The organism is Chitinophaga eiseniae (genome assembly GCF_900167135.1).
Lineage (GTDB): Bacteria > Bacteroidota > Bacteroidia > Chitinophagales > Chitinophagaceae > Chitinophaga > Chitinophaga eiseniae.
This window is the reverse complement of the sequence record NZ_FUWZ01000001.1, coordinates 296,043-317,650: the sequence shown is the minus strand read 5'-3', so window position 1 is coordinate 317,650 and position 21,608 is coordinate 296,043. Positions and strand designations below refer to the sequence as shown.

Genomic DNA, 21,608 nt, shown 5'->3' with positions numbered 1-21,608 from the left:
TGTGTTATGTGTTAAAATTGTTATTGATTGATAATCAACCAATAACCATAAAATCAGTAAAAGGCGGGCCTTTTGCCCAGCCTTGCTGTTGTCCTTATGCTTTAATTTCAACTTCTACGCCAGAAGGTAAATCCAGCTTGCTCAGCGCATCTACAGTCCTGGAAGAGGAGGTATAGATGTCCAGTAAACGTTTGTGAGTACACAACTGGAACTGCTCGCGCGCTTTCTTGTTTACGTGCGGAGAACGCAATACCGTAAAGATTTTCTTTTCTGTAGGTAAAGGTATTGGACCTGTTACCACGGCGCCCGTGTTACGCACGGTTTTAACGATCTTCTCAGCAGACTTGTCTACCAGGTTATGATCGTAGGACTTCAGCTTGATTCTTATTCTCTGAGACATATGCAATGAACTTCTTCGTGTTTTTTCCCTTTACAATTTGGGAGGGCAAAGGTAACCCGGTTTTTTTGAATTGGCAAATAAATCTCAGGAAAAAAATAAAAGATACCTGGCAGAAGTATGCCATGGTCACGGGGAAACGGGGTATGAGGGGCGGATTTTTATGCAATTAAGCCTCCGAAAACATTCATTTTGTGCGTATTAAGTCTTACGCTTAGTTGACATGCTGATTTCGACAAATATAGGAAAACAAACATCAAAACAAAAAATTTTTCCGGGGTGGCTTCTGAAAAATCTGTTATTGTGGCACCAGTACAGGCTGGAGATAGCGAAACTAAGGCAGCGGCCGCCTTCCGACCTTATCGCAAGCATGGCAGCTCATCCCTAGTTTCCCCTTCGGGCACCCAAAGGCCGCTTCTCCCCTCTCCTGCCCCAGTCACCCCCCGCTGCTGGTAATAGCACATCTGGCAACAGTGGGGCATATCTACCAGGCATTGAGGGCAGCGATCGGCAAAAACAGCCGATAGTAGCCCCCCATTTTCCGAAGGACGCCATACAATATCTTTATCTTTCAACCTTCACATTCACCATTGCCTCTGGTACAAAAGACAACCGCTCCATCTCGCGAGTGCAAGATGAAGCGGTTTCTGAATTAGTTAAAGCAGATATGGTGCATCCGGTTGCCTCTTACAGAGGTAAACCGCCACCGATACCGCCGAGTAATGATTGTAGTAATCCTAAGATCAGTGCGAGCAATTGGTTCAGCAAATCCATAGTTTTAGGTTTTCATTGTTATGCCTACTCTATTGACTGGTTTTCGGCAATCCCAGGTGGTAATGTTAACATCCGGTGCCGAATTTAAAGGCTCTCCTGCAATTAGCATGAGCTCATTTTGTTCATTTTAAGCAATAGCAGTCATTTTGTTCATTCCTTTACCAATAAGGGGAAACGGCTGTTTTTCACAGCTCATCCGTATGTGTAATGACGGTTTATCGCGGCTTACGATCGGTCAATGCAGCAACCGGCTATTTCACATCTCAATTCGTGGAGTAACAAGACGGGATATTGCGTGGATAAATAAAAAAACTCCGGGAACAGGTCCCGGAGCTAAATGCGTTGCAAGGGAAATCGAACTAAGGATAGGACTGTTCCCTTACGGGTACCGGTTATTACAGGCCACCCAGCAGAGAGTTCAGCAGCGCAACGATAGTTGCGAGCAATTGGTTCAGCAAGTTCATAAAAACGGTTTTCACATGTTATGCCTACTCTTTTTTTGGTTTTCGGCGATCCCAATGAGTTGAATGCCATACAAGGGAAATCAGACGCTAAGGATAGGACTGTTCCCTTAGAAGCGGTCCCTTATTACAGGCCACCCAGCAGAGAGTTCAGCAGAGCAACGATAGTTGCGAGCAATTGGTTCAGTAAGTTCATAAGAATGGTATTACACCTGTTAAAGCCTACTCTTTTCATGGTTTTCGGCAATCCCAATTGGTGCTGCGGACAGACCAACGTATTAAAAGTAAGGGCTATTCACGCAATAACATGCATTCATTTTGTTCATTCTGCCGTTTAAAAACAAGCATTTGTTCAATCCGCTGAACACGCCATTTACAAGCGCTGCAGCCTACATCAAACACTTAAAAAAATAATATCATATTTCTAAAAATCATCAATAAAAAACGGATTCCTAACTATTTCCTTCTGATAGCATACATAAAAAAGCCGCGAAAAACTTCGCGGCTTTTCCGAAATACAAGTAAAAAAATGTCATTCCGGCAATCACAGGATACAGACGTTGTAAAGGTCCTGTTGCTGCACAGTGGATTACAGGGCGCCTATTACAGTGTGCAGGAATTTCAGAAAGGCGTCGAGCATTGTTTTTAACATAGGAAAACGATTAAGACTCTGAGCTTACTCTTTTATTGGTTTTCAGCGATACCCAATGACCGGCACCTACCGGCCACACTGCAAAATAGCGCATCCCGGTAAAAACAGCCTGTTCAGTTAATTCATTTAAACAGCCCCTGTTCATTTTATTCAACGCAGTGCCAGTACGAAAAAAGCCATGACGTTAGTCATGGCTCTGCGGGTAACAAACGCGACATGCTCTCTGGCCGAACGCCGCCCAGTGCGGGCATCAGCTACGCAAATCATCCTTTCGGATAAAGAGTATATCGAGTACCATTGAAAAAAGTCTTTTCATCTCAGCTACGCTTTTACATGGTTCCGGCATTCTCATTGTTCGTATGGCCTGGGAGAGGGCAATCCGGCGCGGGGTTTTCAAGAGCAAAATTTCATAACGGGGTGGCGTCTAGCAACGACGGCGATGGCAGCGATCGTCATCATCGTCACGACGGCGGCAGCCACCATTATTACCGTTATTGTCGTCGCCGCAAAGCAGCCGACGAAGCCATTCAAGCAATCCACAGAGGAACATAACAAATGGTTTTAGGGGGTTAAAGCCTACTCTTTTATTGGTTTTCGGCAATCCCAATAACCGGTGTTAACCGGCATATCACAAATGTAATCGCTTCTCTCAAATACAATCCTGATGCAGGTCACCCTTATTATTTGTTCGCAAGGCGTTCTTGAAAATATATACATACTGTTCGTAAAAGTGCAACAAAAAGCCATGACGTAAGTCATGGCTCTACGGGTAACAAACACATACATGCTCTCCGGCCGAATGCCGCCCAGTGCGGACATCAGCAACACAAATAACCTGTTAATAGGTAGGGAGTATATCGAAGACCATGAGAAAAAAGGTTTTGATCTCAGCTACGCTTTTACATGGTTTTCGGTAGGCTCATTGCTCGTGCGGTCTGGGGTAGCAAACAGGCTATGGGGTTTTAAGAGCAATAGTTTCGGGGGGAGCTTAATTGCGACGTCCGCAACCACCACCATGACCACCGTGACCGCCATGTCCACCATGACCGCCGTGACCGCCGTGATCATCATCGTTGTTGTTACATCCGCATAAAAGTCTGCGCAGCAGTGCCAGTAATTGATACAGTATCATAACAGAGGATTTAAGATAATGCCTACTCTTTCATTGGTTTTCAGCAATCCCAAATGACCTGTATTAGCAGATCATGCTGCAAATGTAATTGGTTCTTCTGCTTCCAACCAATGACGCAGATCACTCCTTTTCTGCTATTATTATAATATATAAGGAATCCTTATTAAAACAAAAAGGGCCCGGCCGTCATGAAAGATGACTACCGGGACCATTTTTTTCACTTGCCAGTGTATTATTTTCCGCCTCTTTCCTCTCTGTAGATAGCTTTTGCTTTAGCAGACGGCAGATAGATCTGGAAACCTATGCCCAGACTGAGGTTGTTAGCTGTTGTGGAATTTCCTCCTCCTACAGTCAGATCATATTTCAATAAACCTTCCAGGCCAACGTTTGGTGTGATGAAATAAGAAATACCAGGTCCGATACCAACATTAAAACCATTGGTAGAAGCGCCGCTGGCCGGATTTTGTCCCGCAAATCCTGCGTTGGCTTCTGCGAAGAACCTCACTCTTTTGGAGAACTCCAGTTTCCGGACGTTTTTATCCTCTACAAAATAACGGGCAAAAGCACCGACACCGTAATTCGTATTCGAAGCCCTGATATCTGTTGTTTTATTTTTGGTAGTATTGGCGCCAAAATTAACGTAACCACCGATAGCCAGACCATCTTTGATAAACCACCCGATTTTGGGAGTTATGTTTGCACCGAAGGCAGTGCTTTCTTTTTGGAAAGTTACATTGAGGTTGGTAAGGCTGGCCCCCACCATAATATTACCTTTCTGGATCTGTGCTTTAACGGTCGATCCCATCAGTACGCTCACTGCAACAAGGGTTAGGAGACGAATTTTTTTCATAGTGTGCATTTTAGTTTTAACATTTAACATGCTGAATGAATAAATATGCCGATCGCGCAAAACAGCAAATCAGTATTTGAGGTTTGCAGCTATAGCAGGTGCTATTGAATAATGAACTGAAAAAATTAGCGGCAGGGGATAATGGGTTGCTTAAACAAAAAAGCATCAAACAATCACAAACAATCAAAAGCACATCTTCGATTAAATCTGAACTTGAAACAAAAGTACTGAAAATGAATCATATAAGTATTCATCTTGTTAAAAAAAATATAACTTTTTTTTCACATTGCACAGCTTGTAACGATCTATCTTCTGGTTATACTTAAGGGATATAACAATTACACATGACATGTTGTTGCATAAAAATCTTTTCCCACTTGTGCTTTTTTTTGTTTGTGAGATGATTAACAGGTGATCATAAGTAGTTGGGAAGCCTGACCGGATGCTGGTGCTCTTCCGGTGAATGCCGGCATGGCGATGCAGGCGTCCGCGGCCATCGTCGTGAGGGCCGGAACATCAGAGCATATCGATATGTGCGCAGAAGCGGCCCTGCTGTTGCAGGAAGCGTAGAAAACCGTCCATTTTCTGCTCCATTCTGGGGCCGGAAACGCGGCTGATGTAGGAAGGCAGGGCATATCCACGGATATCCGCCAATTCCCAGGGATGGAAATAAAAAGAGAGATAATGATCTTTCCGGAGAATTGTTTTACAGAAATGGCGGGTTACCCACAGTGGTGCATTTTTCACGCTCAACCAGAAAACGGGATACCGGATGAGGGGGGATACAGAGGAGGGGATGATCCACATGTTATTATCTCTGAACATCGTACGTGGCAGGTGCCGGTTGTTGTAGCGACCGGGCAGCCAGGTGGGGTTCAGGGAGGCATCGTAGAGGTAACCGGCATCTTTGAGCGCCTTCATATTCACTTTACGGAGGCGGGGCATACGGAAACCGCGTACCTGTTGCCCGCTGATTTCCTGCAGCGCCAGGCGTGACCCTTCCAGGTCTGCATCGGAAAAAGAGCTGTGGTAATAAGCGTGGGAGGCTATTTCATGTTTGGCGGCCACCTGCCGGATCAGTTCGGGGTAATGCTGTGCCCAGTAGGCGGTAATGAAGAAGGTAGCTCGTATGTTGTACTGATCAAAGAGGTCGAGGGTGGTTTGCAGGCCTTTCCTGGATATTTCCAGTTTTTCCTGCAGGGGCACCTGCCGGCCAAATTCTTCGGGGATATCAAATTCTTCCACGTCTACACTGAGCAGTATCCTTTTCTCCTGGTTCATAATTAGTTAGCTGCGTTAGCACTGGTAATAATCCGGCAATAGTTCCTGAGTTCTTTCAGCAGCAGTTTGATTTTAAAGGCGCTGAAGCTGATTCCGGGGCGGCAATATACGTCTACTGCGCCAATTTTGAGGCGTGGATTTTTACCGGCTTTATACAGAAACTCGCTATCGTATAAAAAACCGTCGATGGTGGTATTGAGCAGTACAGACCTTCCGTGGGCGTTGAATCCTTTCAGACCGGCCTGGGCGTCTCTTACCTTGAGGCGGAGCACTACCTTATTGAGCAGGCGGCTGATGCGGGTGATGATCCTTCTTTTGCGGGGTAGTTCTTTCAGATAGGCGGCGCCTCTTTCGCCGGCCACTACATCTATGCCGTGCTGCAGCTGGTCGTAGGCCTTTTTCACAGCGTCCACGCCAAAGGGGAAATCGAGGTCTGTATATACCTGGTAGGCATAGCGGGAGTTTTTCACGCCTTCGCGGACCGCGTGGCCTTTGCCTTTGTTTTCCTTGTAGTTGACGATGATAATACCGGGAATGGCTGCTTCCAGCCAGGAGACATGCTGATCGGTGAAATTACGGAGTGAGCCATCATTCACGAGGATGAGTTGTACGGGGACATCTCCCATAAGGCGGATGACTTCATGATAGTGCCTGATGAGCGATTCCACCCAGGGGCCCGACGGGTTCCAGCAGGGCAGAATCACATCGAGGCCAGGAGCCAGTATGACCTCTTCTCCTGTTTCATATCTAACAGTTGTAGGTGGTGCTTGTGTTAATTCTAAGTACATATTGTGGTCAGTCGGCTATCAGTAAAAAATACAGGCTCAGTTAGATTGCATTTTCATATACTAAGACGGGAAAAGCCGGCCCACCCCCTACTGCCGTCATAAGAAAACAAAAAAAAAGGTCCTGACGAGCAGGACCCTGGCATTTGGCAAAAGTACGTTCAGTTGCAGGTTATAGTGTCCCCGAATTTACCGAAAAGCTGTCACCTGGCAATAGCATGTTCATGTAAGCAAAAAAGGTTGTCCCGCTTTCGCAGGACAACCTTTTTCTATGGAAAGAGATGTAATTAGGCGTTTACTTTACCTTTTACTTTCGCTACTACTTCTTCAGCCACGTTGTTCGGAGCCGGGGAGTAGTGAGAGAATTCCATGATGGAGCTGGCGCGGCCGGAAGACAGAGAGCGCAGTTGGGTTACGTAACCGAACATTTCGCTCAAAGGTACTTTGGCTTTGATCACCTGTACACCATTTCTGGAGTCCATACCTTCCAGCATACCGCGACGACGGTTGAGGTCACCGGTAACGTCACCCATGTACTGGTCAGGCGTTTGCACTTCTACTTTCATGATTGGCTCCAGCAGTACTGGTTTAGCTTTGCGGGCAGCTTCACGGAAGGCTTGTTTGGCGCAGAGTTCGAAGGACATAGCGTCGGAGTCCACTGCGTGGAAGGAACCGTCGAACAGGCGTACTTTCAGGTTTACCAGCGGGAAGTTGGCCAGTACACCCTGGTTCATGGATTGTTCAAAACCTTTCTGAACAGCCGGGATGAACTCTTTCGGGATCGCACCACCGAAGATATCGTTCACGAACTGGAAGGATTTGCCGTCGTTTTCTTTCAGCCATTCAGCATCAGCAGGGGAGATTTCCACCTGGATGTCGGCGAATTTACCACGACCACCAGTTTGTTTTTTGAACACTTCGCGGTGTTCGATTTTAGCGGTCAGGGCTTCTTTGTAAGCAACCTGAGGCGCGCCCTGGTTAACTTCCACCTTGAACTCGCGTTTCATACGGTCAACGATGATTTCGAGGTGAAGCTCGCCCATACCGCTCAGTACGGTTTGGCCGGTTTCTTCGTCAGTTCTCGCTTTCAGGGTAGGATCTTCTTCTACCAGTTTAGCGATAGCCATACCCATTTTATCAACGTCGGCCTGTGTTTTAGGTTCGATAGCGATGTGGATAACCGGCTCAGGGAATGTCATAGATTCCAGGATGATCGGGTTGTTTTCATCGCACAGGGTGTCACCTGTTTTGATATCTTTAAAGCCTACAGCAGCTCCGATGTCACCAGCTTCGATGAAGTCGATCGGGTTCTGTTTGTTGGCGTGCATCTGCATGATACGGCTGATACGCTCGTTTTTGCCGGTACGGGTGTTCAGGATGTAGGAACCTGCATCCAGGTGACCGGAGTAAGCCCGGAAGAACGCCAGACGGCCTACGAAAGGATCGGTCATGATTTTGAACGCCAGGGCAGCGAATGGTTCTTTTGCGTCTGGTTTACGTTCAATTTCGTCACCGGTGTCAGGGTTGGTACCTTTTACCGCTTCGATGTCCATTGGAGAAGGCAGGTAACGGCAAACCGCATCCAGCATTTTCTGAACACCTTTATTTTTGAAGGAGGAACCGCACATCATCGGGATGATAGCTATATCGATGGTCGCTTTGCGGATAGCTTCGTGGATTTCAGCTTCGGAGATGGAGTTAGGATCTTCGAAGAATTTTTCCATCAGGGTATCGTCGTATTCAGCAACGGCTTCTACCAGTTTAGCTCTCCATTCGTTCGCTTCTTCCTTCATGTCTTCCGGAATTTCGATTTCCTGGTAGGTAGCGCCTTTACCTTCTTCGTCCCAGATGATACCTTTCATGGTGATCAGGTCAACCACGCCTTTGAAGGTATCTTCCGCGCCGATAGGCAGGGTCAGGGGAACGGGGTTAGCACCCAGCATCTCTTTTACCTGTTTTACCACGTTCAGGAAGTCGGCACCGGAACGGTCCATTTTATTAACGAAACCGATACGGGGTACGCGGTAGCGGTTAGCCTGGCGCCAAACGGTTTCAGACTGAGGCTCAACGCCGGATACGGCGCAGAACAGTGCCACCAGACCGTCCAGTACACGCAGAGAGCGCTCTACTTCCACGGTAAAGTCCACGTGGCCCGGAGTATCGATGATGTTGAATTTATATTGTTTAGTGTCCGGGAGAGCTTTACCCTGTAAGGTTGGGAAATTCCAAAAACAAGTGGTAGCAGCAGATGTGATGGTAATACCTCTTTCCTGCTCCTGTGCCATCCAGTCCATGGTAGCAGCACCCTCGTGCACCTCACCAATCTTGTGGGATTTACCTGTATAATACAGGATACGCTCTGTGGTAGTGGTTTTACCCGCATCAATGTGCGCCGCAATACCAAAGTTCCTTTGAAATCTTAAGTCTGCCATAATATTAAAATGACTAAATAATGCAATTTGGGGGGCAAAGGTAATTTATTTTTAGCAATAAATAAAACGCGCAATATTGTGCAAATGTTATTTCTCATTAACGAGCACGGGCGTTTCAACACATTATTCAAATTAAGAATAAGTATCTGTTACCCTAACCAGTTTTTAGGTGGATTCCGCCATTTTTTTAGAAAATCCTGCCGGAGACGAAATCTTTATTTTTACTGAACAATAAATCTTCCACATTTGTATCAACATTTAATAGGTTTACCCGTCAAAATGTCCTGATTGATCCCTGTGCATTGTTGTTGAACCGACTATTGTTATCGGCACCGACTACTGAGCGTCAACCATATAAATCAACGTGTAGTATACAGAACAGCCTTATTGCGAATTATTATCTATAAAATCCAAAAAAATACTGTCATGAAGAGAAAAACACTTTCTTCCTGAGCTACTGGCTGTTGATAACAGTCAGGCCATATCATACGTACATTTTCTAATCCCCCGATTTCATATGACATTTTACAACTCCAGGTGCATCCTTGCACTGGTGGTGCTGGCATTGCTATGCACTACGGCGAGGGCTCAACTGATCATGAACAGACAGGTGGTGGCCAGCAACGGAGGCAGCGGTGCGGTGAATAACGTCCGGATACAGTATACCATAGGCGAATCAGTAGTGACGCCTGTGACAGACGGCCGGCTGCTCCTCACCCAGGGCTTTCAGCAACCGGAAGAACTTCCTGCATTACCTCCCGGCGCCAATCCTGTCAAGAACTACATCATCTTCCCTAACCCGGCGGTTACCAACGCCAAAGTGCAATTTGACCTGCTCCGGGGCGCCACGGTAACCATCCAGGTACTGAACCCTGCAGGCCAGACCCTGTATCATCAGTTCGTGGAAATGGGTGCGGGCAAAACCACCGTGATACTGCCGGTGAACCATTTTGCCGCTGGTATTTACACGGTGGTATTGAAGGTGAACGCCAGTATTTACTTTGAGAAGCTGATAGTTCAGTAGCGCCATCCATTATTGCTCATCCTCTTTTTTAAAAAACGTAATCATGAAATATGGTCGAATAATTCTACTGTTATGCGGCATGACAGCCGTAAAACCGGCCGTACATGCCCAAAAAGCGGAGCAGAAAGCGCCGAACATCGGTGCCAGTTTCCTGCTGGTAAACCCCGATGCCCGTTCCAGCGGGGCCGGAGACGCCACCATCGGGCTGGAAGCCGATCCCAATTCCCTGTTTTCCAATGCAGCGAAAATCGTGTTTGCCGGCGACTGGGGCGTGAGCGCCAATTACTCCCCCTGGATGTGGGAATTGAATAATAACCAGTCCAACATGGCATATGTATCCGCCTATAAAAACTTCAATGCGGTGGAGGGCGTGGGTTTGTCCCTGAAGTACTTCAACTACGGAGAGGTGACCTTTCGGGACGACAACGGTACTGTTTTGCAGACCTACTCCCCCAAAGAGTTTGCAGTGGATGCTGCTTATGCCCGGAAACTGGGGCAGCATATGTCGCTCGCTATCAGTCTGCGGTATGTACGCAGTCAGCTGGGCCAGGGTTCTTTTAATGGTCTCCAGCAAAAGCCGGCATCGGCGGTAGCCGGAGACGTGGGCTACTACTACCAGAACAGTACCGACAGGCTTGAATTCGGCAACCGTTATTCATTCGGGGTGAGTTTCACCAACATCGGCACCAAGTTGCAGTACACGGACGACAATACCCGGAAGAGTTTTCTGCCGATGAACCTGCGTATCGGTGGTGGCTATACGTTTGTGCACACCTACGATCACGAATTTACCATTGCTGTAGACATCAATAAGTTGCTGGTACCTACTCCTCCCCTGTATGCGGTCAATGACGACGGTATTCCCACAGACCAGATCCTCAAGGGGAAAGACCCTAACCGGCAGGTGGTCAATGCCCTGTTTTCCTCCTTTGGAGATGCGCCTGGCGGTTTCAGTGAAGAACTCCGCGAGTTTACCGTGGCCAGCGGGCTGGAATATGCCTACAAGCAGGCATTTTTTGCGCGGACCGGCTATTTCTACGAGCATCCCCAGAAAGGGCTGCGGCAGCATTTCTCCGCAGGCCTGGGTGTGCGGTATTCCAATATAGGATTTGACGTAGCATACCTGGTTCCCACCGGCACCAGCCTGCGGGAGCGGCGCACGCTGAAATTCTCACTGGTATACAATATCGGCGCCCGCAGGGATGCGGCTGCCGAATGAATTTGCTAACACATTTAAAACGCCCATATGAAACTTTCTATCTTTCTCTTCCTGCTGCTGGCAGGCCTCAGCATACAGGCCGCTGCACAAACCAAAACCCGCGACATCCTGTTTCCTTCCTTTCAAAAGGATTTTTCGAAGCTGCAATCTTCCGTTCCTGAAAAGAGCTCCAAAGAAGCCCAGTTTCGTGGCCGTTCCACCAAAGAGCTGATCTTCAACGATTATAAACCTTCCACTCCCCCTAACACTGCCAGGATGGCCGCACCGGCCGCCGGCAAGAAAGCGGCTATCCCTTCCGATATTAACAATGAAGCTGCTGCTGCCGCCACCCGGAAATCGGCACAGCCTGTGGCTCCTTTCAAAATACCTGACCAGGGAGAAGAACCCAAAAACAATGGCAGCAAACCCCTGAAAAACAAACCTTAATACAGTCCTTAAATCAGCCGATATGAAAAAAAGATACCTGCTTTCCCTCTTTTGCAGTATGCTGCTTTTAACACAGTTGACATACGCACAAAACGGGTTAAAAACGATCAACTATCAGGCGGTGGCCAGAAACAGCAACGGTACGGTGCTTGCCAATGAGAGCATTAAAGTGCGGATCTCTATTCTGGGAGGTTCCGCTGCCGGCCCGGTGCAATACCAGGAAACACATGATGCCATCACCAACCAGCTGGGGCTGTTCAACCTGCAGATTGGCGCCGGTGTGCCGGTGAGCGGCACATTTGCGGCAGTGCCCTGGGCAAACGCCAACCAATATATCAAAGTGGAAGCCGCCATTGGTGGCGGCAGTTTCCAGGTACTGGGCAATTCACCGCTGGCCAGCGTGCCTTTTGCGCTGTATGCAGCCAACGGCAATCCTGGTCCGGCCGGACCTGCGGGGCCCGCAGGTCCACAGGGTGTACAGGGTGCTCAGGGTGTACAGGGTGCTCAGGGGCCGGCTGGTGCCGCCGGAGCTGTAGGACCGGCCGGACCGGCGGGAGCTGTTGGACCAGCGGGACCACAAGGCCCACAGGGGCCGGCGGGGCCTATGGGCCTTCCCGGCGCGGTTGGACCCGTAGGACCAGCAGGACCCATCGGACCGGCAGGACCAGTGGGAGCTGATGGACCCGTTGGTCCGGTGGGGCCTGCTGGTGCTGATGGCGCGGTGGGACCAGTAGGACCGGCAGGGCCGGTGGGACCGGTTGGTCCAGCGGGGCCGATTGGTCCAATAGGGCCAGCAGGACCTGCCGGGCCTGCGGGGGACATTAACGGGGTTGCGGCAGGCGGAGATCTGACAGGCACCTATCCCAACCCGGTAGTGGCGAAACTTCAGGGGACGCCGGTGAGCAATACAGCACCGCTGGCAGGGCAGCTTTTAAAATTTGACGGCGCCCAGTGGGTAGCCGGTGCCGCTGGTGGCGGACTGACGCTTCCTTTTGTCGCCACAGAGAACAGCGCCACCACACTTTTCAGTATTACCAACAACGGTGACGGTACTTCACTGGAAGGTGTGAATAATACTGCTACTTCCAATATCGCTGCCATCAGGGGTATAGTATCCTCTGCCAGTCCGGGTGGCTTTTCTGCGGCCGTGAGAGGTATCAATAATGGTACCGGCGGCCTGGGCGTGGGCGTATATGGCTCACAGGCTGGTTCAGGCTGGGGGGTTTACGGTACTACACCAAACGGGCTGGGCGTATATGGCAATGCTTCCGCCAATGGTTACGGCGTTTACGCCAACAGTAATACCGGCACGGGGTTGAATGCCACCAGTAACAATGGAATCCCTGCCAATATCAGTATTTACAACAATGCAAATAACAATAATGCGCTGGTTGTCAACAGTGTGGGTAATGGTACTGTGGTGAACGTAACTACCTCCGGCAACGGCGCTGGTGTACGTTCCAGTACCATTGCCGGTTTTGGCGTGCATGGTATTACCTCCAGTCAGACATCAGCCGGGGTAGTAGGCGATAATAACGGCGGAGGCGAGGCTGTAGTGGGCCGTACCACCAGTGATATTGCCGGCGCTGTGGTAGGCCGCAATGATGGTGGCGGTTACGGCGTAAGAGGCTTTATCGCTACCAGCACTGCCGGTACCGGTATCGGGGTGTTAGGCCAGGTGGGTCTTAATAATAGCACTGGCCGGGCAGGGCGGTTTGAGAATTTCAACCAAACCAACACCACCGGCAATACGCTGGAGGTAGAAACCAATGGTAATGGTAATATTCCGGACAATACACAGGGTAATGCCGCCTCTTTCCTTGTTAACAACACCAATAGTGTGGCAGCAGCCATCCGGGCAGAAACCAATACCATCTTTGGCAACTTCGGAGCAGCCGGTGTATTTGGCATTTCTTCCGGAACCGGCGGGCGCGCAGGGCTTTTTTACGCCTCCAATCCATCTGGTAACGGTGCTTCCCTTATTTCCATCACCGAAGGCAATGGCAATGCCATTACCGCCAATGCCGGCAAAGACGGCAACGGCGTAGAAACCAATATTGACGGAGCCGGCAATGCATTATATGCCTGGGTACCTACTTTTTCCACCGGCAGGGCAGGACGGTTTGAGATTTTCAACGAAAACAATACCAGCGATGCGATCACTGTAAAGACCGTAGGCAACGGCATCGCCGGTAATTTCAAAGTAGACAAAATCACGGGCACCTCTCCCGCTGTGAAGGGCGAGGTGAATTCCCAGTTTGCCAATTTCGGTACTGCAGGTATTTATGGTCTTTCCTCCGGTACCGGTGGTTATGCCGGCTTGTTCTATTCCTCCAACCCTGCGGGCAACGGTCCCGCTTTGCTGGCCCTTTCAGAAGGCAGCGGCAATGGTATTACTGCCAATGCCGGCGGTACCGGTGACGGTGTGGAGGCTTCCTGCGATGGTAACGGTAACGCTATTTCCGGGTTCATTCCCAATTTCGGTACCGGTAAGGCCGGACGGTTTGCCAATTTCAATAATGCTAACGGTCAGCCGGTAGTACATATTACCACTACAGGCACTGGCACCGGCATGTTGGTTAATCACCAGGGGCCCAGTGGTAACATCGCCATTTTCCAGAGCGGTAGTGCCAACATGGCGCGTATCAACAAAGCCGGCAGGGGCTTTTTTAACGGTGGTACCCAGAACAGCGGCGCCGACGTGGCCGAAGCATTTGATGTGACCGGCGCCATACAGCAATATGAGCCGGGCGATGTGATGGTAATTGCCACAGATGCAGACAGGACCATTGAAAAGTCCTCCGAAGCTTATTCTCCGCTGGTGGTGGGCGTATATGCCACCAAACCAGGGGTATTACTGACAGAGGAAGACATCGAAAGCAATCTTTCTGACAAAGCCCCTTTGGGCGTTGTAGGCGTGATACCGACCAAAGTATGCAATGAAAACGGGCCTATCCGCCGCGGCGATCTGCTGGTGACTGCCAGCAAGCCGGGTTATGCCATGAAGGCGGACCTGAACAAACTGAAACCAGGGCAGGCCATCGGCAAAGCCTTGCAGGAATTTGACGGCGCGCAGGGCAAGATCAAAGTACTTGTAAACGTGAGATAACATAAGCAGTATACCACGATGCATCCAGGGCCGCCGGTTTCATGCCGGTGGCCTTTTTATTTTTGATCAGCGGAGGTTGAACCGGGCACGGTAACCGGTGCAGGTGGGGCGTTTAAAACGGAACGCCGAAGGGAAATGGGCCATGAGGTATAATCTATAGGCGGGAGCGCGAGGCAATTCAGCTGGGCGTAAACGGAAGGAGGCTGAAGGCTATACGGAGTTAAGTAGTGGAGAGGGCCGGAGGAGTGGTGCGGAAGTTAATTAACGAAGGGAACTGAAGGCTGTACGGAAGTGAAGTAGCGGGGACTACCGGGAAATGGTACGGAAGTTAAGTAACGAAGGGAACTGAAGGCTGTACGGAAGTGAAGTAGCGGGGACTACCGGGAAATGGTACGGAAGTTAAACTAACGAAGGGAACAAAAGGTTGTACGGAAGTGAAGTAACGGGGGGCCGGAGGAGTGGTGCGGAAGTTAATTAACGAAGGGAACCGAAGGCTGTACGGAAGTTAGGTAGGAGGAAGATGGTAACAGGCCGTGGCGATGTTCTGCGTTGATGTAGCAGTCATCTTACAAACATAAAAAGGCAAACAGCTCCGGAGAGGAACTGTTTGCCAAATATATTGAGTGGCCCTTTCGGGCTATAACTATACTCTGAAGTGAGAGAAAGCTTTGTTAGCTTCAGCCATACGGTGAGTATCTTCTTTCTTCTTGAACGCTGCGCCTTCACCTTTGCTTGCTGCTACGATTTCATTTGCCAGCTTGTCAGCCATGCTCTTACCGTTTCTTTCACCAGCGTAACGAACCAGCCATTTGATGCTCAGGGATACTTTTCTATCCGGGCGAACTTCAGCAGGGATCTGGAAGGTAGCACCACCGATACGACGGCTTCTAACTTCTACAGCAGGAGTTACGTTGTTCAATGCTTTTTTCCAAACTTCATAACCGTTTTCACCGGTCATCTGGCTTACCTTATCCACGGCATCGTAGAAGATTTTATAGGCAATGCTCTTTTTTCCTTGTTCCATTACGTTATTGACGAAGCGTGTAACCAGCTTGTCGTTAAACCGAGGATCCGGAGCCAGAGGCAATTTTTTTGCAGCTTGCTTTCTCATTATTGAAAATTACGACTATTTATAATTGATTATTTTTTAGCCTTTTCCTTTTTAGTACCATATTTGGAACGGCTCTGCTTTCTGTCTTTCACACCGGCAGTATCCAGGGAACCGCGAACGATGTGGTAACGAACACCAGGTAAGTCTTTTACCCTTCCACCACGGATCAGTACGATGGAGTGCTCCTGCAGGTTGTGACCTTCACCCGGGATATACGCAATCACCTCAACTTTATTGGTCAAACGCACCTTTGCAACTTTACGCAAAGCGGAGTTAGGTTTTTTAGGCGTGGTTGTGTACACACGAGTACAAACACCACGACGCTGAGGGCAGCTATCTAATGCCCTGGACTTGGACTTAGCCCGGATAATTTCTCTTCCTTTTCTTACTAATTGTTGTATAGTAGGCATTCTTTACCTAGTTTTTTATGTCGGTTTACAATGACATCCAAATTTCCCATATGGGAATTTTGGGAGGGCAAAGGTAAAACTATATATGTGAATAACAAAATTGTTTCGAATATTTTTTGCCGGCTTTGAAGTTCCCAGGCAGTCGAAGACTGGTCAAATGCGATCTGGTATAAGCAGGATTATCAAAATCCGGATTGCAAAGGTATGCTTTCCTTTAGAATCTACCATAAAAAAATAGGGCCGATTGCCAGACCCTATTATATTTTGGTATTTTTTGATGTTGATATTTCTTGATTTTTATTTTAATAATATGTAGCTGCTTATTTTTCACCAACATGATAATTCCAGTTGCGGGTATCTTCTGCGCGGCCGGTACGGATGGCGTCCAGGCGGCGGATGACCTCTGCAGCGATTTTATAGGTGGCGGAGTCCAGTTTGATCTGGGTATCCAGGTAATCCAGTTGCTCTACGTAGGCCAGTGCAGCGGCGGTGCCGGTGCCGAAGACTTCGCGGAGGGAGCCGTTTTTGTAGGCGGTCACCACTTCATCTATAGACACGGGCCTTTCTTCCACGGTGAGACCGAGGTCTTTCAGCAAATCGATCACGCTGGCGCGGGTAACGCCTTCCAGGATGGTGCCCTGTGACAGGTCGGGAGTAATGGCCGTATTGCCGATAATGACAAATACGTTCATGGTACCGCATTCCTGCAGGTATTTATGTTCATAGCCATCTACCCAGAGGATCTGGTCATAGCCCTGTTTTTTAGCCTGCATGGTGGGGTACATGGTACCGCCATAGTTACCCGCAGCTTTTGCGTACCCTACGCCGCCGGGGAATGCGCGTACATACTTATCCTGTACCAGCAATTTGATCGGCTTGTTGAAATAAGGGCCTGAGGGCGAGTTGATAATGGCAAAACGGTAGGTATCAGAAGGACGTACCCCGATGAACTCGTCTGCCGCGATCATAAAAGGACGCAGGTAGAGGGAGCAGCCTTCACCGGTAGGTATCCAGTCGCGGTCCAGGTCTACCAGCATGTCCATACCACCGATAAAGAGCCATTCCGGCACTTCGGGCATTCCCATTCTTTCGGCGGAGATATTGAATCTTCTGTAGTTGTCATACGGCCGGAAGATCATCGGGTTTTCCTGAGGATCTTTGTAGGCCTTGATACCTTCAAAAATGGCCTGTCCATAGTGCCAGGCGGCATTGGAGGGACTTACAGAAAAGTTCTGAAAGGGCAGGATTTCGGCATTTTTCCACTCTTTTCCATCAAAATCGGCTACCAGCATGTGGTCAGCATACTTTTTACCGAACACCAGATTATTAAAATCTACTTCACTTAAACGGCTATGCGTAGTTTTTGTGACTTTGATCTTCTGCAATGCTTCTTCCTTTACTGTTGATTTAGCTACCATCATGGTTAATCAATTTTATCTCAATATTTTTACACTTTCTTGCGTTGGACGGCCGCACTTGCGGATACGGCAGTGCAAATAAACTGATTTTTCCCCACGCGGGACTTTGATATTAAATTAAATTATAATAATATGTCGCTCGAGCAATTAGACCTTGATCCGTACTATCTGGCTAAAATCTTTACCCAGCCGATCATTCCCGGGAAAAGCGCACCGCTTGCAGCGCCGCAAATTGAGGCACCTAAAGTCAAATATTTAGGAGAAAATCAAAAAAACGTTGCGCTCTTCATACAAAACGAAAATGAAGCGTACTTAAATGATGAATTATTCAACCTCCTCACTAATATATTAAATGCCTGTAAACTGGGAATGCAGGACGTGTCCCTCATGAACACCGCGCCATACCCGCAGCTGGACTACACTTCGTGGAACACAGCCGTGAAGATAGAGAAGGCCATTGTATTTGGGGCTGCATCGGCACCGCTGGGCCTTACAGATGCGCCACTTTACCAGCTGCTGACCGTGAACAGCACTACCCTCCTGCTATCTGACGATCTTCAGATCATCGGGGCGGATAAAGTACTGAAAGCCAAATTATGGGCAGGATTAAAGCAATTACTTGGCATTTAATTATTTTGACATTTGATTTCGGGATTTAGAACTTTTTATAGATGAAATTGATTTTTGCTACCAATAACGAAAACAAGGTAAAGGAATTCCGTTCTATGCTGGGCGATCATTTTGAGATCGTCACCCTGCTGGAAGCCGGTATCGACATTGACATTCCGGAGCCGCACGACACCCTGGAAGAGAACGCCCGTGAGAAATCCACCACCATTCACCGGATGACCGGCCAGAACTGTTTTGCCGAAGACACCGGCCTGGAAATAGACGCGCTGAACGGTGCCCCGGGCGTATTAAGTGCCCGCTATGCCGGCGAACAAAAACTTTCATCCGACAACATCGCCAAAGTACTGGCAGAAATGCAAGGCGCCACCAACCGCAGCGCCCGGTTTCGCACCGTTATCTCCCTGATACTGGACGGAAAAGAGCACCAGTTTGAAGGTGTCAGCCAGGGCACTATCCTGGACCATACTTCCGGGAACAAAGGCTTCGGCTACGATCCGATCTTCGTTCCCGAAGGAGCCGACCGCTCCTTTGCCGAAATGGACCTCACCGAAAAGAATCAGTACAGTCATCGCGGTCGTGCCTTCGATAAGTTCGTCGCTTTTCTGAAAACATTACCTGTTTAACATCTACCTAAACATCTACCTAAAAAATAATGGCAAGGATAAAAATAGACCTACCGGCACAATTCGGATTCAGCACAACGATACCTATCAGGATACAGGATGTTAACTACGGCGGACATGTTGGCAATGACGCCATCCTGTCTATTATGCACGAAGCCCGTATGCAGTTTATCCAGCGCGCCGGCTACAAAGAACTGGACCATGAAGCCGGCACCGGCCTGATTATGGCCGACGTAGCCGTAGCCTACAAGGGCGAAGGGTTCCACGGCGATATCTTCACCGTGGAAGTAGCTGCCGGCGAATACAGCCCTTTCGGCTTTGAGCTGTTCTACCAGTTGACCACCCGGCGCAATGATCAGGCCATTACCATCGCTACCGCCAAAACGGGCATGGTATGCTTTGATTATAACGCCCGCAAGGTCATGAAACTGCCGGCTGAGATGAAAATGGCGCTGGAATCGCTGGGGGGCCAGGGCTAAAGCCCGGGCAGTGATGCAGTTCCGGTCCTTTACCAGCAGGGTTTTATATTATCAGGAACTTCCGCTATTATCTCCGGGAGCTGTGATCATCGGAACAAATAAATATTGGAAACCATCATTATTATAAATATTGTTATTTAATGGAAACAAACACAACTACCAGTTATCTGGAAAAAATAATCGCCAGCCGCCGCACTGTAAAACCGACCAGCATGAATGGCAGGAAAATAGCGGATGAGACTGTGCAGCAGCTGTTGCAAATGGCAGACTGGGCTCCTACGCATGGTTATACAGAGCCATGGTACTTCGTTGTATACGGTGGCGATAAGGTGCAGGAGTTCTGCACCGCCCATGCGGATCTGTACAAACAGTTCACTCCTCCCGACAAGTTCATCGCCGGTAGTTATGACAAACTGAAAAGTCAGGGCGACCTGGCGTCTCATGTGATCGCCATCTGCATGAAAAGGGGCAGTAATCCTAAAATTCCGGTAGTGGAGGAAATTGCAGCGGTATCCTGCGCTGTACAGAACATGTGGCTGAGCGCCACTTCCCAGGGCATTGCGGCGTACTGGGGTTCCGGCGGAATGACCTTCCACCCTGCTATGCAGGACTATCTTGGACTGGGAGATGACGACCAGGTGCTGGGCTTCTTCTATCTTGGCTATACAGACGATCCGGTACAACCCGGCAAACGCCTGAAGCCCTTGTCTGAAAAAGTAAAATGGATGTAATACTTGTTGGCCTGAGCCGGTTTTTTGCCGTCTCAGGTCAATATATATCCTTTGGCAAGCGTTTCGAATGTTTGCAATTGTTCTTCTATCCAGTGCCTGTCCCTCCCCAGTTCCCGCGCCATGATCTCTGCTACGGCCGGGGCTATACGTAAAGCTTCGCGTGCATCCAGAAAAAGGAGGCGCACTCTTCTCGCCAGAAAATCGGCGATATTCCGTGCCATCTCTTCCCTTACCGCCCATACCACCTGCACTTTCCGGATACCGAACGGTTCACTGAGCATCTCCTGCAGGTCTGGCTGGTCCTTCATCAGTAACTGCAGCCGGGCGATATCGCTGCCATAGAAATACCAGGGATCGTCCCAGTTCATACCCGTGGCAGCGCCGTGAACGGGCATGGCATGGGTGACCGAGGCCGTCTGTTTCCAGCGCAGCGACTTCTCCAGCTGATGCACCACGTCTTCCGCCATGCGGCGATAGGTGGTCCATTTCCCGCCAATGATGGTCACCAATCCGGAAGCAGCCACGATAATCTTATGGCTGCGGGAGATCTCTTTGGTTTTATGGCCTTCTGCTTTAGCGGCGGCCAGCGGGCGGAGGCCGGCCCATACGCTCAGTACGTCGCTACGGTGGGGCGCTCTGGCCAGATATTGTCCGGCAGTACGCAGGATGAAGTTGATTTCTGCTTCCAGCGCATGCGGCTCGAGGCTGATATGGTTGACCGGCGTATCAGTAGTACCTACGACCACTTTGTTATGCCAGGGCACTACAAACAGTACGCGGCCATCACTGGTAGCCGGGATCATCAGTGCGTTATGCCCGGGCAGGAAGCTGCTGTCTAGTACCACATGTACACCCTGGCTGGCTGCAATAGACTTAGGGGCCTCCGGGTTGTCCATCTCCAGAATATCATCCGCAAAAACCCCGGTCGCATTGATCACCGCTCTGGTGTTTAAAAATATTTCAGGGCCTCCATTCAGTGTATCCCTGACTGTTAGTCCGCTGATATTTCCTCCTTCATCTTTACGAAGGCTGGTGATTTTCATGTAGTTCAGCACTGTACCGCCTTTATCGGCGATAGTCTGTGCGAGGTTAACTGCGAGGCGGCTGTCATCGAACTGGCCATCGTGGTACAGGACGCCGCCGACGAGGTGTTCCGGTTTGAGGGTCGTCAGTCTTTCCAGCGTATCCCGGCGGGAGATATGCACCGATCTGCCGAGGCTGAGGCGGCCCGCCAGCCAGTCGTACATTTTAAGGCCGATCGTATATTTCAGGTTTTCCCAGGTGTTGAACGTGGGGATCACGAAGCTGAGGTTACGCACCAGGTGGGGCGCGTTATGCGCCAGGCGGCCCCGTTCCACGCTGGCTTCACGAACGAGGGAGACATCGCCCTGCGCCAGATAGCGCACCCCTCCGTGTACCAGTTTCGTGCTTTTGCTGGAGGTGGACGCCGCAAAATCGTTCTGTTCCAGCAGCAGGGTGCGGTACCCCCTGCTAACAGCCTCCAATGCCGCTCCCAGACCCGTAGCACCGCCGCCGGCAACAATAATATCCCAGGGCTCAAGGTCTTTTCTCAGGGCTGTAACAATAGCTTCTCTTTTCATATTCGAAGTTTCGGGTACTACAAATTACTGCGGAAATACCGGCTGTGCAAACAGCACCGACTT

18 protein-coding genes are annotated in these 21,608 nt (G+C 49.4%); 9 read left to right on the top strand and 9 right to left on the bottom strand.

Translation table 11 applies throughout. The features are described 5' to 3' along the window. Positions 1 to 94: 94 nt before the first annotated feature. Positions 95 to 400, bottom strand: a complete 306-nt coding sequence (gene rpsJ / locus B5D63_RS01285; RefSeq protein WP_012789286.1) for a 30S ribosomal protein S10 — start codon at positions 398 to 400, stop codon at positions 95 to 97. 2,641 nt (positions 401 to 3,041) lie between these two features. Between rpsJ and B5D63_RS34910 the strand changes: the two genes are divergently transcribed. Continuing rightward, entirely contained in the window at positions 3,042 to 3,377 is a 336-nt protein-coding gene (locus B5D63_RS34910) for a hypothetical protein (protein WP_159455853.1), read from the top strand. A gap of 271 nt (positions 3,378 to 3,648) precedes the next feature. Here the strand turns inward: B5D63_RS34910 and B5D63_RS01280 are convergent, their stop codons facing one another. The 4 genes from B5D63_RS01280 to fusA form a co-directional block, all read right to left on the bottom strand. After that, the gene (locus B5D63_RS01280) at positions 3,649 to 4,266 is read right to left on the bottom strand and encodes an outer membrane beta-barrel protein (protein ID WP_078666973.1); all 618 of its coding nucleotides are present in this window, start codon (positions 4,264 to 4,266) and stop codon (positions 3,649 to 3,651) included. A gap of 516 nt (positions 4,267 to 4,782) precedes the next feature. Further along, complete coding sequence (locus B5D63_RS01275; protein WP_078666972.1) at positions 4,783 to 5,547, bottom strand: polysaccharide deacetylase family protein; 765 nt, start codon at positions 5,545 to 5,547, stop codon at positions 4,783 to 4,785. A 2-nt stretch (positions 5,548 to 5,549) separates the two neighbouring features. Next, positions 5,550 to 6,335: a glycosyltransferase gene (locus B5D63_RS01270; protein ID WP_078666971.1), complete on the bottom strand. Its 786-nt coding sequence runs from the start codon at positions 6,333 to 6,335 to the stop codon at positions 5,550 to 5,552. Positions 6,336 to 6,619: 284 nt separating this feature from the next. Then, positions 6,620 to 8,764 (bottom strand): elongation factor G, encoded by a 2,145-nt coding sequence (gene fusA / locus B5D63_RS01265; protein ID WP_078666970.1) that lies wholly within the window; start codon positions 8,762 to 8,764, stop codon positions 6,620 to 6,622. Positions 8,765 to 9,281: 517 nt separating this feature from the next. On the opposite strand from fusA, the gene B5D63_RS01260 reads away from it, so the two are divergent. The 4 genes from B5D63_RS01260 to B5D63_RS01245 all read left to right on the top strand — a co-directional run bounded on the left by B5D63_RS01260 (position 9,282) and on the right by B5D63_RS01245 (position 14,542). Beyond that, the gene (locus tag B5D63_RS01260) at positions 9,282 to 9,788 is read left to right on the top strand and encodes a T9SS type A sorting domain-containing protein (protein WP_078666969.1); all 507 of its coding nucleotides are present in this window, start codon (positions 9,282 to 9,284) and stop codon (positions 9,786 to 9,788) included. 79 nt (positions 9,789 to 9,867) lie between these two features. Beyond that, entirely contained in the window at positions 9,868 to 11,007 is a 1,140-nt protein-coding gene (porV, locus tag B5D63_RS01255) for a type IX secretion system outer membrane channel protein PorV (protein WP_235021435.1), read from the top strand. A gap of 27 nt (positions 11,008 to 11,034) precedes the next feature. After that, a complete protein-coding gene (locus tag B5D63_RS01250) occupies positions 11,035 to 11,433 on the top strand; it encodes a hypothetical protein (protein WP_078666967.1) in 399 nt (132 codons plus the stop codon). 22 nt (positions 11,434 to 11,455) lie between these two features. Continuing rightward, positions 11,456 to 14,542, top strand: coding sequence for a collagen-like domain-containing protein (locus B5D63_RS01245; protein WP_200816888.1), 3,087 nt, complete (start codon positions 11,456 to 11,458; stop codon positions 14,540 to 14,542). Positions 14,543 to 15,185: 643 nt separating this feature from the next. Here B5D63_RS01245 and rpsG read toward each other — a convergent pair. From rpsG to B5D63_RS01230, 3 genes are all read right to left on the bottom strand, one after another. Further along, entirely contained in the window at positions 15,186 to 15,653 is a 468-nt protein-coding gene (rpsG, locus tag B5D63_RS01240; protein WP_078666966.1) for a 30S ribosomal protein S7, read from the bottom strand. A gap of 29 nt (positions 15,654 to 15,682) precedes the next feature. Beyond that, positions 15,683 to 16,063 (bottom strand): 30S ribosomal protein S12, encoded by a 381-nt coding sequence (gene rpsL / locus B5D63_RS01235; RefSeq protein ID WP_012789278.1) that lies wholly within the window; start codon positions 16,061 to 16,063, stop codon positions 15,683 to 15,685. A gap of 320 nt (positions 16,064 to 16,383) precedes the next feature. Continuing rightward, positions 16,384 to 17,484, bottom strand: coding sequence for a branched-chain amino acid aminotransferase (locus B5D63_RS01230; protein ID WP_200816887.1), 1,101 nt, complete (start codon positions 17,482 to 17,484; stop codon positions 16,384 to 16,386). Between the two features lie 129 nt (positions 17,485 to 17,613). Here B5D63_RS01230 and B5D63_RS01225 point away from each other — a divergent pair, with 129 nt between their 5' ends. The 4 genes from B5D63_RS01225 to B5D63_RS01210 all read left to right on the top strand — a co-directional run bounded on the left by B5D63_RS01225 (position 17,614) and on the right by B5D63_RS01210 (position 19,944). Further along, positions 17,614 to 18,111 carry a hypothetical protein gene (locus tag B5D63_RS01225; RefSeq protein ID WP_078666965.1) on the top strand — a complete coding sequence of 166 codons (498 nt, stop codon included), beginning with the start codon at positions 17,614 to 17,616 and terminating at the stop codon, positions 18,109 to 18,111. 41 nt (positions 18,112 to 18,152) lie between these two features. After that, positions 18,153 to 18,734: an RdgB/HAM1 family non-canonical purine NTP pyrophosphatase gene (gene rdgB / locus B5D63_RS01220; protein ID WP_078666964.1), complete on the top strand. Its 582-nt coding sequence runs from the start codon at positions 18,153 to 18,155 to the stop codon at positions 18,732 to 18,734. Positions 18,735 to 18,763: 29 nt separating this feature from the next. Continuing rightward, complete coding sequence (locus tag B5D63_RS01215; protein ID WP_078666963.1) at positions 18,764 to 19,213, top strand: acyl-CoA thioesterase; 450 nt, start codon at positions 18,764 to 18,766, stop codon at positions 19,211 to 19,213. A gap of 140 nt (positions 19,214 to 19,353) precedes the next feature. Further along, entirely contained in the window at positions 19,354 to 19,944 is a 591-nt protein-coding gene (locus B5D63_RS01210; RefSeq protein WP_078666962.1) for a nitroreductase family protein, read from the top strand. Between the two features lie 32 nt (positions 19,945 to 19,976). Here the strand turns inward: B5D63_RS01210 and B5D63_RS01205 are convergent, their stop codons facing one another. Then, positions 19,977 to 21,545 carry a glycerol-3-phosphate dehydrogenase/oxidase gene (locus B5D63_RS01205; RefSeq protein WP_078666961.1) on the bottom strand — a complete coding sequence of 523 codons (1,569 nt, stop codon included), beginning with the start codon at positions 21,543 to 21,545 and terminating at the stop codon, positions 19,977 to 19,979. Positions 21,546 to 21,608: the final 63 nt, after the last annotated feature.